The organism is Rhodococcus wratislaviensis, assembly GCF_900455735.1.
GTDB classification, from domain to species: Bacteria; Actinomycetota; Actinomycetes; order Mycobacteriales; family Mycobacteriaceae; genus Rhodococcus_F; species Rhodococcus_F wratislaviensis.
In genome coordinates this window covers 1,267,856-1,280,336 of sequence record NZ_UAUI01000001.1, presented here as the reverse complement: position 1 = coordinate 1,280,336, position 12,481 = coordinate 1,267,856, and the positions used below count along the sequence as shown (strand labels likewise).

Annotated in this window: 11 protein-coding genes; 4 read left to right on the top strand and 7 right to left on the bottom strand. The window is 68.2% G+C overall.

Going from position 1 to position 12,481, the window contains the following annotated elements; translation table 11 throughout:
* The first annotated feature begins 3 nt into the window (after positions 1-3).
* Entirely contained in the window at positions 4-948 is a 945-nt protein-coding gene (gene ppk2 / locus DTA22_RS05890; protein WP_009474342.1) for a polyphosphate kinase 2, read from the top strand.
* Here the strand turns inward: ppk2 and DTA22_RS05885 are convergent, their stop codons facing one another.
* From DTA22_RS05885 to DTA22_RS05870, 4 genes are all read right to left on the bottom strand, one after another.
* Positions 949-2,445, bottom strand: a complete 1,497-nt coding sequence (locus DTA22_RS05885; protein WP_174233760.1) for a stealth family protein — start codon at positions 2,443-2,445, stop codon at positions 949-951.
* 166 nt (positions 2,446-2,611) lie between these two features.
* Positions 2,612-3,043 carry a hypothetical protein gene (locus DTA22_RS05880; protein WP_037226914.1) on the bottom strand — a complete coding sequence of 144 codons (432 nt, stop codon included), beginning with the start codon at positions 3,041-3,043 and terminating at the stop codon, positions 2,612-2,614.
* A gap of 44 nt (positions 3,044-3,087) precedes the next feature.
* Positions 3,088-3,504 (bottom strand): acyl-CoA thioesterase family protein, encoded by a 417-nt coding sequence (locus tag DTA22_RS05875; RefSeq protein WP_112298752.1) that lies wholly within the window; start codon positions 3,502-3,504, stop codon positions 3,088-3,090.
* Between the two features lie 46 nt (positions 3,505-3,550).
* Entirely contained in the window at positions 3,551-6,763 is a 3,213-nt protein-coding gene (locus DTA22_RS05870) for a DEAD/DEAH box helicase (RefSeq protein ID WP_112298893.1), read from the bottom strand.
* Positions 6,764-6,897: 134 nt separating this feature from the next.
* On the opposite strand from DTA22_RS05870, the gene mddA reads away from it, so the two are divergent.
* A complete protein-coding gene (gene mddA, locus DTA22_RS05865; protein WP_112298751.1) occupies positions 6,898-7,680 on the top strand; it encodes a methanethiol S-methyltransferase in 783 nt (260 codons plus the stop codon).
* Here mddA and DTA22_RS05860 read toward each other — a convergent pair whose 3' ends face one another.
* Entirely contained in the window at positions 7,681-8,409 is a 729-nt protein-coding gene (locus DTA22_RS05860) for an SDR family NAD(P)-dependent oxidoreductase (RefSeq protein ID WP_112298750.1), read from the bottom strand.
* 95 nt (positions 8,410-8,504) lie between these two features.
* On the opposite strand from DTA22_RS05860, the gene DTA22_RS05855 reads away from it, so the two are divergent.
* A complete protein-coding gene (locus DTA22_RS05855) occupies positions 8,505-8,987 on the top strand; it encodes a VOC family protein (RefSeq protein WP_112298892.1) in 483 nt (160 codons plus the stop codon).
* Between the two features lie 6 nt (positions 8,988-8,993).
* Here DTA22_RS05855 and DTA22_RS05850 read toward each other — a convergent pair whose 3' ends face one another.
* Positions 8,994-9,491: a hypothetical protein gene (locus tag DTA22_RS05850; protein WP_112298749.1), complete on the bottom strand. Its 498-nt coding sequence runs from the start codon at positions 9,489-9,491 to the stop codon at positions 8,994-8,996.
* 86 nt (positions 9,492-9,577) lie between these two features.
* Positions 9,578-11,089, bottom strand: a complete 1,512-nt coding sequence (locus DTA22_RS05845; protein ID WP_112298891.1) for an ATP-dependent DNA ligase — start codon at positions 11,087-11,089, stop codon at positions 9,578-9,580.
* Between the two features lie 91 nt (positions 11,090-11,180).
* On the opposite strand from DTA22_RS05845, the gene DTA22_RS05840 reads away from it, so the two are divergent.
* On the top strand, positions 11,181-12,479 hold the full coding sequence (locus tag DTA22_RS05840; RefSeq protein ID WP_112298748.1) for an NtaA/DmoA family FMN-dependent monooxygenase: 1,299 nt from the start codon (positions 11,181-11,183) through the stop codon (positions 12,477-12,479).
* The last annotated feature ends 2 nt before the right edge of the window (positions 12,480-12,481 follow it).

Genomic DNA, 12,481 nt, shown 5'->3' with positions numbered 1-12,481 from the left:
TGTGTGGACGAATTGCACGATCCCGACGCCTTCGAACTCGCACGTGCCGGTCAGATCGACGTGACACCGGAGATAGACGAGATCGGGGAGTTGCTGCGCAAGTCCGGCCGCAAACACGCCATCGACGACACGGACGAGCCGTGGCGGCACGGGTACCCGTACGACGAGAAGATGACGCGGCGGCAGTACGAGAACCGCAAGCGCAAACTGCAGATCGAGTTGCTGAAGTTCCAGGCGTGGGTGAAGGAGAACGGCGAGAAGGTCGTCATCATCTTCGAGGGCCGGGACGCGGCCGGCAAGGGTGGCGCGATCAAGCGGTTCACCGAACACCTCAACCCTCGTGGTGCGCGGGTGGTGGCGCTGGAGAAGCCCACCGAACGCGAACGCACCCAGTGGTACTTCCAGCGGTACGTGCAGCACCTGCCCGCCGGCGGGGAGATCGTGATGATGGACCGCTCCTGGTACAACCGGGCCGGCGTCGAACGCGTCATGGGCTACTGCACCCCCAACGAGTACCTGGAGTTCACCCGGTCTGCGCCGGAGTTCGAGCGGATGCTCGTGCAGTCGGGCATCCACATCATCAAGTTCTGGTTCTCGGTGGGCCGGGAGGAACAGCACGCCCGGTTCGTCTCCCGCAGCACCGACCCCGTCAAGCAGTGGAAACTGTCGCCCACCGACCTCGCGAGCCTCGACAAGTGGGACGCCTACACCGAGGCCAAAGAGGCGATGCTCTTCTACACCGACACCCCGCAGGCGCCGTGGACGGTCGTGAAATCGAACGACAAGAAGCGCGCCCGGATCGAGGCGATCCGCTGGGTACTCCACAAATTTGACTACACCGGCAAGGACCCGCGGGTGGTCGGCACCCCCGACCCGCTCCTCATCGGTTCTCCCGCAACGGTCTACGACGAGGGCGAGCGCCCGGAAGACGCGTTTCCCGCCGTCTGATCAGATCCCGGTCTCCCACGGTGCCGGGATGGGGAAGTAGTTCTCCAGGAACTGCGTTACCTTCTTGGTGCGCAACTCCAGGTCGATCTCGGGTGCGCTGCCGTCGTTGAGACAGAAGAAGTCCATCGACCGCTTCGCGAGCAGCGAGTCCATGTCGCGGAGCCCCGACTTCATCGTGGTGTCGACGTACTTCACCCGTGCCGATGTCTGCACCACCGCGCGACCACTCATCAACGCGTAGTAGTGATACAGCGAGTTCGTCACCGAAATGTTGGTGCTGGCGCGGAAAGTGCTTGCGGCCGTGGCGGCGAACTCGTCGGGGAACTCCTTCTCCATCTCCTCCATCACGCTCTTGCGGAGCGGGGTGGCGGCGTGTTCGAGGTGCCGGGTGGTCATCAGACCGAAGCGGTCCTGCAGCAGCCGGCGGTTCACGCGGGCGGCGTTCTCGAAGCCGCTGCGCTCGTCGTCGTTGTGGCCCAACCCGATTCGGGTGGTCGCCTCGATGAACATCGTGATGCCGCCGGGGGAGAAGAACATCTGCGGACCCACCGAGCGGCCGAAGAACATGTCGTCGTTGGAATACAGGAAATGCTCGGCGAGACCGGGGATGTGGTGCAGCTGGCTCTCGACGGCCTGCGAGTTGTGGGTGGGCAGCACCGACGGGTCGGCGAAGAACTCCTCGCTCGGCATGAACGTCACCCGGGGGTCGTCGGCGAGCCACGCCGGACGGTCGGAGTCGGTGGCCACGAAGATGCGGCGGATCCACGGGGCGTACATGTGGACCGAGCGCAGCGCGTACTTGAGCTCGTCGATCTGCCGGAAGCGGGCGGCGGAATCGTCGCCCTCACCGACCACGTAGTTCTGCATCCGCTTGGCGCGCTGCGCCTGGAACTCCGCCGACGAGCCGTCCACCCAGGAGAACACCAGGTCGACGTCGAAATTGATGTCCGACGCATGGTCGGCGAACATGTTCTCGATGGTCGGCCACACCCGCCCGAACCGCTCGACGGTGCCGCGGACAGCCTCCTCCGAGCGCACCACGCGCCGGGTCAGGGAATTCTCCATCGGCAGCACGATCTCGTCGTCGCTGATCGACCACAACTCGATCTGCACCCCCGTCGACGCCCCGTAACTCAGGCCGCTCGCCAGGTGCACGCGCGGACGGAACAGCCGGAAGATGCGGGCCTTCGACGTCGCGGACAGGCTGCCGTCGGAGACCAGGACCGCGGGACCCTTGGCGTCGACGGTCTTGGAGTAGAACGGACGGTCCTCACACGCGGCGACCAGGGCCGCCCGCAACGCCTTCCGCTGCGCCCAGTTGACCGCGATGACCGGGCGTTCGTCGTTGCCCCGCACCAGCAGGTACTCGATCCCGGCGCCGTCGAGGACGTCGCGGACGAACAGCAGGTCCTCGACCATCGCCTCGTGCGGGGTGGTGTGCGTGATGGGCAGCGCGAAGCGGCCCTTGAACCGGACCACGTCGGCGCGGTCGCGCAGTCTCGACGCCGCGGCGGCGGAGGCGTGGGCGACGGCGTCCGCGGTCTCCTGCTCCGGGGGTACGAAGTAGACGTCATGCGGAGCGGAGGATTGCGTAATGTCGGGCCTTTCGGTGGCTGTCGCGAGTGCGATCAGTGCCAGTGTAGGCCCCGTTTCGGGGGCCCTGTCAGTCCAGGACGGTGAAGAACGAGTCGCCGTCCTCCGCGGACCCGTCGATCTGCCCCCGGTCGGTGCGCGAGTCCTGCACGATGACGCCCTCGACCACGTCGGCGTGCTTGTTTCCGAACACCGGAATGTCGATGTCCTCGTCGTCGATGACACGGTCGACGTCCTCGGTCAGCTGGTCGTCGGGGAGATCCGCCAACGACACCTCGCTCTGCTCCTCGAGCATCACGTCGGGCTCTTCCTCGGACAACTTCTCGTCCAGGGATTCACCCTCCCGCTCCTCGCGCGCCGTGGTGCCGAACTTGTCGGCCTCACTCCACCCGTCGGGCGGATCGACGACGTCGTCGCCGTCGTTGTTGCGCACGTCGTCGGAGTCCAGGCTCTCGCTGGGGCTCAGCGTGTCACCGGGCCCGTCTTCGATACTCATGTCCATCAAATGCCCAGATCAGGCGTCGTTGAAACTTCGATCGATCGAGGTCAGGCGACGGCCGGAGTGCTCCGCAACGCCTCGAGCGCCGCGATCTGCGCCGGCGACCACGGCGCCGAGTTCACCCGGCTCGAATCGAGGTGCACGAGTACGACGGTCAGCTCCGCGGCCTGCACACAGTCCTGGTGGATGGTGATCAGGAAGGTCAGCGAGGTGCTGCCGATCCGGTCCAGGGTGACGACGATGTCCGCGTCGCCAGTGAACAGTTCGCGTCCGAAGTTGCTGACGACATTCACCACGGCGGTCTGCGTGACCGGGTCGAGCAGGTCGCCGCACGCCTCGACGAGCGCCCGCTTCCACGCCGCACCCGCCGCCTCGTGCGCGCAGTAGAACGGCACATGGCGGCTCACGGACGCCGGCGCGTCCGGCGTGGCGTTGTTCCGCAGGGCAATCGTGTAACGAGGCATGGCTCGGACATTACCCAGATGCCGGTGGGCGGGCATTCTCAGGGGACTACTCGAACAACCCGCGGAGGTCGTCGGCGTCGAGACTGGAGCTGAGCAGGGAGTCGGCGTCCATCACGCTCGCGAACAGCGCCGACTTCTTCGCCTTCAGCGCCATCACCTTGTCTTCGATCGTGTCCTTTGCGATCAGCCGATACACCATCACGTTCCGCGTCTGCCCGATGCGATGCGCCCGGTCCACGGCCTGCGCCTCCGTCGCCGGGTTCCACCACGGGTCGAGGATGAAGCAGTAATCGGCCTCCGTGAGGTTCAGCCCGAAACCGCCCGCCTTGAGGCTGATCAGGAACACCGGGGCGGCGCCCTCCTTGAACTCGCGGAGCACGTCGCCGCGACGCCGGGTGCTGCCGTCGAGGTAGCTGTGCGCGATGCCGGCGTCCGCGAGCCGGTCGCGGATCTTGCCGAGGAACCCGGTGAACTGGCTGAACACCAGCGCCCGGTGACCGCCCGCGACGACGTCGGCGAGCTGCTCGAGCAGGGCATCCACCTTGGCGGACGGGACGTCGTGGTACTCGGCGTCCACCAGACCGGCGTCGAGGCTCAGCTGCCGCAGCAGGGTCAGCGACTGCAGGATCGTGAAGCGGTTCTTGTCGACGTCGGCGAGCAGGCCGAGGATCTTCTGCCGCTCACGCTGCAGGTGGGTGTCGTAGACCTTGCGGTGCCGCGGGTGCAGTTCGACGTCGAGCACCTGCTCCTGCTTGGCCGGAAGATCCTTCACCACTTGTTCTTTGGTGCGCCGCAGCATCAGCGGTTTCACGCGGCGGCGCAGCTGCGCCAGAAGTTCGGTGTCGCCCTGCTTCTCGATCGGCTTGCGGTAGTAGTCGGTGAACCGGGCCGGGTTCGGGAACAGTCCGGGGGCGGTGATCGACAGCAGCGACCACAGCTCCATAAGGTTGTTCTCCATCGGCGTGCCGGTGATCGCGAGCTTGAACGGCGTCTCGAGCCGGCGGACGCACTGGTAGATCTTGGACTGATGGTTCTTGGTGAACTGTGCCTCGTCGAGGATCAGCCCCGACCACGCGGCCTCCGCGTAGGCCTCGAACTCCAGGCGGAACAGGGTGTACGACGTGACGACGACGTCGGCGCCCTCGACCAGTTCGCCCAGGGGAACGTGCCTGCGCGAGCGGGTGTCGGAGATCGCGACGACGTTCGCGCCCGGGGCGAAGCGGGCAGATTCGGACTCCCAGTTCGATACGACACTGGTGGGGGCGATGATGAGGAACGGCGGCGCGTCCGGATTCGACTGCCGCGCATGGCAGATCAACGCCAGCGCCTGCAGCGTCTTGCCGAGCCCCATGTCGTCGGCGAGGATGCCGCCGAGCCCGTGCTCCCACAGGAAGGCCAGCCAGCGGAACCCTTCCAGCTGGTACGGGCGCAGCCGGGCGTCGAGCGTGCTGGGGACGTCCACGGGCCCGACGGTGGTCGGCGACATCAGGCCGTCCACCTGCTGCCGCCACTGCGTCGCCTGACGTTTGACGGTGCCGAGCGCGGCGAACTCCTCCCACAGGCTCGCCTGGAAACGGCTCAGGCGCAACGTGCCGTCCGCGCGGTCGCGGAGGGCCCGCGCCTCGTCGATCAGCTTCCGTAGGGTGTGGAGTTCGGGTTTGTCGAGGGAGAAGTAGGCGCCGTCGGGGAGCAACAGTTCGGTCTTCCCCGCGGCCAGAGCCGAAAAGACCTGGTCGAACGGAACGTCCCGGCCCTCCACGGTGAGGGTGACGCCGAGATCGAACCAGTCGGTGCCGCCCTCGGATGCGGTGACCGACACCCCGATGGCCAGGGAATCGCCGGCCTCCCGATAGTCGGCCGGCTCGCCCAGGACGTCGACCGACACGTCCGACTTGCCGTGGAGCAGCGGCAGGACCTCGGTGGTGAACCGCATCGTGTCGAGTCCGCGCAACGCCGTCGCCTCCGGACCGGCCGAACCCAACCCGTATCTGTCCCAGGCGATGTCGAGTTCGTCGAGCAGTGCGCGTTCGCGGGCGTCGTCCCGGTACTCGTCGCCGCGGGTCCGGGCCGTCAGCGGCGCACGGTGCTCGTCGTCGCCGACGGTGTACAACCATTCCCAGTCGACGGTGACCTCGTGATCGGGGAGATACGACGCCCGCATCACCAGGGTCGGAGCCGAGATCTCGGGTGGGACGAACGAGCCGTCCGAGGAGATCACCGTGGCCAGGTTGCGCAGCTTCGGCAGGAAGTCCGTCAGGAAACGGGACTCCTCGGCGGCGGGAACCTCGATCGGCGTGCGGCGGCGCACCAGATCCTGCAACGGGCCGGGCACGACGGAGTCGAGTCGCGCGAGGTGAATGCGCTCGTCCGCGTCGACGTAGAACAGGCCGTGAGCGCGGACGCCGATGAAACCGACGGTCACTGCGTCGACGCGCTCGCCGTCGACGTGGACCACCGGCCGCACGACGAGTGCGTCGGTGGTGTCGTCGCGGGTGGCGTCGAGGCAGACCTCCGCCGAGCGGTAGGGGGCGAGTGCGCCCAGACGCTTCGAGGAGTGGATGAGCTCCACACCCACCCGGGCCGCCTCGTCGAGTAGCGACCACAGCTGGCGGCTGGGAAAGACGCCGAGGTCGAGATCGGTGTGGTTCTGGCGGCGGTAGGTCAGACCCCCGACGGACAGCAGGTGGATCTCGTGCAGTACCCGGATCTGCTCGGCGGGATGCTGGAACTGGCTGCCCAGCTTGTTCCACGCCAGCCCGCCGACGATCCAGCCCTTGCTGCCCGGCTGGACGGGCCGCACCAGCAATTGAGGTGCCGCGTCGGCGGCCGACGCCTGGACCCGGAACTGGATGGCGAGCGGCGAACGCCCGCCGGAGTCGCCGAAGGGTTCAGCGGTGAGCAAGGAACCGAGCGAGCGCTCCCAGGTGGGCGCGACCGGCGCCTGGGCCTCGGTCCGCGCCTGTTTCATCGCGGTGATCAGCAGGGCGGCGACGTGCTTGCAGTTCATGCCGACCGGACACGTGCAGATCCCGTACCGGTACACGGTGCGGCCAATGCTGGAGACGACGAACGCAGACGCGGAGTACGGCTCCCTCGCCGTTCCCGCCACCTCGCCCCACAGCTCCTTGGCCGCCGGATCCCACGACATCTGGATGACCGCGTTGTCGCGGGCGTACTGCTCGCCGCGGCTGTACGTGGTGGTGCCGAGGACCGCCTTGATCGACGTCACGTCGAGATGGCGGAACTCCCCAGGCAGCATGCCCACAGGTTAGTCAACCGATCCGACACAGTCGCGGGGTGCCGCGAGTCCCACCCCAGGGTTCCTTGTTGCGCCGCCCACCCGATCGGAGACTTCGGTGCAGCGGGGGAATCCCAGCGATCGGAGAGAACAGCATGGCCGAGATGGTCGAATCACCGCAGGCACACCGCACAGGTGGTGTCGCCCGAACACTGATCACCGTGTACGGAACGCTCGTGTACGTCACGTTCCTGATCGTGTTCCTGTACGCGATCGGATGGGTCGAGGGCCTCGTGGTGGCCCACACGATCAACGACGGACCCGACGCCCCCGTCGCGGTCGCCGTGGTCATCGACGTGGCGCTGCTGACGGTCTTCGCCATGCAGCACTCCGTGATGGCCAGGCCCTGGTTCAAGAAACGCTGGACCAGGATCGTCCCCCAGCCGATGGAGCGCTCGACGTACGTCTTGTTCGCGACGGCCGCGCTGGCGCTGCTGATGTGGCAATGGCGTCCGCTACCCGAGCGGATCTGGGACGTGGAGACCGACTGGGTCCGCGTCGTGATCTACGCCGTGTCGCTCGGCGGATGGGCCCTCGTGCTGGCAGCGACGTTCGCCATCGACCACTTCGATCTGTTCGGGGTGCGCCAGGTGCTGCGCAACCAGAGTGGGAAGGCGGCTCTGCCCAGTCACTTTCGGACCCCTGTGCTGTACCGGGTGATCCGTCACCCGCTGTACGCCGGTTTCATCATCGCGTTCTGGGTGGCGCCGACGATGACCTGGGGCCGACTGTTGTTCGCCGTCGGGACCACCGGCTTCATCCTGGTCGCGGTGCGTTTCGAGGAGCACGACCTGATCGACACGTTCGGCGACGACTACCGCAGCTACCGCAGGCGGGTGCCGATGCTCGTCCCGAGGTGCGGCGCAAAGCCGCGGTAGTCACAGACCCCCGGCGACGTCGATGGTCGTGGCGGTGACGTAGGACGCCTGGTGCGACAGGGCCCACAGCACCGCTTCGGCGATCTCCTCGGGTTCCGCGACCCGGCCGAGTGGCACCTTCCCGGCCACTCGTCCGGGTCGTCCGGGATCGCCGGCAGCGGCGTGGATGTCGGTGTCCGTCGTACCGGGCGCGACGCCGACGACGCGAATGTTCGAGCCCGCCAGTTCCCGTCCGAGTCCCGTCGTGAAACTGTCCACAGCCGCCTTGGAGGCCGCGTACCCGACGTATTCGCCCGGGGCGCCGGTGCGGGCCGCGATCGAGCTGAGATTGACGATGACGCCGGGGCGTCCCTGCCGGACCCAGTGCTCGGCCGCCGCGCGGGCGTAGGCCATCGCGCCGAAGACGTTGACGTCGAACACCTCCCGCACCACCTCGTCCGGGGTGGTGAGGAACGTGCCGAGCGGGCCGGTGGTCCCCGCGTTGTTGACCAAGGCGACCAGCTGACCGCGTTGGTCGGCCGCATCGACGACGGCGACGGCCTCATCCGCGTCGCGCACGTCTGCCCGCACCGCGGTGGCGCGGACGCCGCAGTGGTGGACGAGTTGCTCGGCGGCCTCGTCGTCGTTCTGGAAGGTGAACGTCACCTCATAGCCGCGATGGACGGCGAGGCGCACCACCGCGGCGCCGATGCCGCGGGATCCGCCGGTGACGAGGATGTGTTCGGACACGATACGAGCGTATCCGGGTGATCAAATGCGGACCAAAGCTGACCGCTATCGGTTTTACGGTGGGTGCATCCGAGTCGCCGACGCAGGAGGACCGCATGACAGTCGATCCGATTCCCGAGGGCTACACCACCGTCACGCCGTGGATCATCTCCCGCGACACCGCCGCGCTGATCGACTACGTGAAGGCCGCGTTCGACGGCGAGGAACTCGGCCGGATGGTGGGCGAGGACGGCACCATCGGGCACGCCGAGGTGAGGATCGGGAACGCCGTGGTGATGATGTTCGACGCGCGACCCGACTGGCCGCCGACACCCGGGTTCCTCCGCCTGTACGTCGAGGACGCGGAGGCCGTGCTCGCGCAGGCCGTCGCCGCCGGCGGCACTCTGGTCACACAGGCGACGCACCTGTTCTGGGGCGACGTCGTCGGCCGCGTCCGCGACCCGTTCGGCAACCTCTGGTGGGTCCAGACCCACATCGAGGACGTCGACGAGGCGGAAATGACCAGGCGCCTGAGCGACCCGGCCTTCACCGCCGCAATGGACTACGTGCAGAGCGCGGACTTCTTCCCCGGACGTTGACCGCTGTCAGCGATTCGGCCTGCCGAACGTGATGCTCGGCGCCGTCACCGTGACGGACGCGATCCGGACCACCAGACCCGAGGGCGGCGGCGGCTCGGCGTCGATGATCGTGGGGTGATGGTCGACCTGCTCGGGCGACGGACGGGCCGGCGCGAACACGCTCCGGACGACACCGATCGGGGTGCGGGCAATCGCGTCGGCCGACTGCTGGATCTGTTCGAGGGTCCGGAAGACCGTGTCGAAATTATCGGACTGCTGGGTGGTGCTCACCGCCTCGACCACCGGACGCATCGTCCGCAGCAGGAAGACGACCTCCTCGAGCAGTTCCTCGGTGAGCCGCAGGATGTGGAACGACGTCTTCGCGACCTCGATCGGCACGGTCACGGCACACACCGCGACGCGGACCGGTCCCTCGGCGGCCGAGGCAACTTTGCTGAACATGCCCTCGACGAACGTCACCGCCGGGGCGGCGCACGAGGGCACGAAGCGGGAAACGAACGTCATCAGCCGACCCCCTCACAGCGCGGCGTCCTACTTGTGCCGGGGAGGTTACCGTGCACACGTTCGCCCCGCAGGTCGAGCAGGCGTCGTCAGCGCGGCAGCAGGGCCCGCACGGCGTCGATGGTGTCGGCGTCGGCGGCCGTCTTGTCGGGGCGGTAGCGCAGGACCCGCGCGAATCGCAGCGCGAGGCCGCCGGGGTAGCGCGTGCTGACCTGGACGCCGTCGAGTTCGATCTCCACGACCAGGTCGGGGTGCAGGTACACGGTGTGATCGTCGCGGCTGCGTTCGTGGCGCGGGAATTCGTCCGTCTGCCACTGCAGTAGCGCGTCGGTGAGGCCCTTGAACGTCTTGCCCACCATGATCGGTTCGCCGCCGTCCGGGTCGCGCGCGCCGAGGTGCAGGTTGGACAGGTAGCCGGTGCGCCGCCCGTAACCCCATTCGGCGCCGAGCACGACCAGGTCGAGGGTGTGCTCCGGTTTCACCTTCTGCCAGGCGCGGCCGCGTCGTCCCGCCGCATACGGCGCGGTGAGCGACTTGACCATCACCCCTTCGTGGCCGGCGGCAAGGGCGTCGTCGAAATGGGTTGCGGCACCGTCGCTGTCGGGTCGGATGAGTCCGGGGATGCGGTGTTGCGGGGCAACGCGTTCCAGGGCGTCCAGCCGCTGCTCCAGCGGCGCGTCGAGAAGGTCGACGCCGTCGAGGTGCAGGCAGTCGAAGAAGTAGGGGTGCAGCAGCAGGTCGCGGGCGGACTCGGCGCCGAAGCGGCTCATCGTCTCCTGGAAGGGCCGGGGCCGGCCGCTGTCGGTGAGCGCCAGCGTCTCCCCGTCGAACACCGCCGACGTGCAGGGCAGGCCGGCGACGAGTTCGACGAGTTCCGGCACGCTGCCGGTGATCTCACGCAGGGTGCGGGTGAAGATGCGCACCTCGTCGCCGTTGCGGTGCACCTGGATCCGTGCGCCGTCGAGTTTGTATTCGACGCTGACGTCACCGCCCAGTTCGGTCCACGCGTCGGTGAGTGATTCGGCGGGGGAGGCCAGCATGGGCCGGACCGGACGACCCACCTCCAGCCGGAACGCGGTGAGGGCATCGACCCCGCCGTCGAACGCGGCGACCGCGGTCGCGGGCAGGCGTCCCGACAGCATGAACGCCCGGCGCACCGGTTCGACGGGAAGGTCGGCGGCCGCCGCGATCGCGTCCGTCATCACCCCCTCGAGCGCACCCTGGCGGAGGTCCCCGGTGAGCAGTCGCAGCAGGAAGTCCCGCTCGTCGGCGGTGGTGCGGGCGAAGAGGTCGGCGAGCAGTTCACGGCGGCGGGCGGCGGATCCGGAGCCGGAGATCCCCGCAACGGCGGTGACGGTCCCGTCGAGCTCCGACACCGTCACGGACGGGACGTCGGCCGGGGTGGCAGGGATGTCGGCGATCGTCCGCCAGCCGATCCCGATCCGGCCCTGCCGAAGCTCCCCGGACAGCCACGCCACCACCGGTTCCACCTCGGCCGGCTCCAGCTGGGTGAGCGCCTCACGCAGCGCCCCGACCTTCACCTTGCGCGACCGCGTGGCCCCCACGTCCCGGGACGTCGCGACGATCTGCGAGAACAGCACACCCGACGGTAACCGGAACATCCCGTGGGCGGTCAGAATCCGCCTGATCGAAACCGTGGGCCGACCGCGCCGTCGTTCCTAGGCTTCGACGATGAGCACCCCACGTCGCCGGCCGCTGAAGACGGTCACGGGAGTCAGCGGCGCCGTGAGCACCTATGCCGCCGCCATCGATCCGCAGCAGTCGACCGTCGAATCGTCGATCGAGATCGCGAAGATCGCCGAGGCGAACAAGTTCGACGCGCTGTTCGCCGCCGACCTGCTCAGTTTCGGGGCGCAGGGCGCGATCGGCGCGCAGGAACCGCTGATCTTCCTGTCGGCACTCAGCGCCGTGACCTCGCATGTCGGGCTGATCGCGACGGTGACCACCACATTCCACCATCCGTACAACCTCGCGCGGCTGTTCGGCACCCTCGACCACGTCAGCAACGGTCGCGCCGCCTGGAACGCCGTCACGTCGTCACTCGGCGAGGAGAACTACAGTGACCGGGACCTGCCGAGCCCCGAGGAACGCTACGCCCGCGCCACCGAATCGCTCGAAGTGATCAAGGCGCTGTTCGACAGCTGGCAGCCCGGCGCACTGACGTCCGACGGGGCCGGAGGGACCACGCTCGACGCCGATCGAGTGCGGCCGATCGACCACGCGGGCACCTACTTCACGGTGAAGGGACCGTTGAACATCCCGCCGCTGCCTCAGCGTCGTCCCGTGCAGTTCCAGGCCGGCCAATCCGCGGCCGGCGTCGAACTCGGCGCCCGCTTCGCGGAGGTCGTGTTCACATCACTGCCCACCCTCGAAGACGCCGTCACCTACACCAAGAGCATCCGGGCGCGGGCCGCCGAACTGGGCCGCGCCGACGGGCTGCCGCTGATCATGAGTTCGTTCCACGCCACCTACGGTGCGTCCGAGGACGAAGTGCGACGGCTGGTGCGGGAACAGGAGGAGGCGACGGACCTCGACGCCGGCCGGATCAGGTTGGAAGACATGCTCGGTGGCGGCATCGACCTGTCCGGGCTGACGCTCGACAAGCCGATCCCGGCCGACGTCCTGCCCGACGTCCGGTCGGTGAACCGCCGTCGCGGCCGGGTCGAAATCTTCAGCCGGCTCGCCGCGTCCGGGCGGACCCTGCGGGAGCTGATCATCGCGTCCAAGGACACCGGCCACTGGGCGGTCGCGGGAACACCCGAACAACTCGCCGACGCCGTCCAGGAACGCTACGACGCGGGTGTCCTCGACGTCATCTCCCTCGGCGGGCTCGCCGAGGCGCGGACCCGGGACTTCGTCGTCAACGGGTTGCTCCCCGAACTGCGGCGTCGCGGGATCGTCGGCGACGACTACGTGGGCGGCACGTTCCGCGACAATCTGGAACTACCCCCGCTGCCCCCTCGGGACTGACG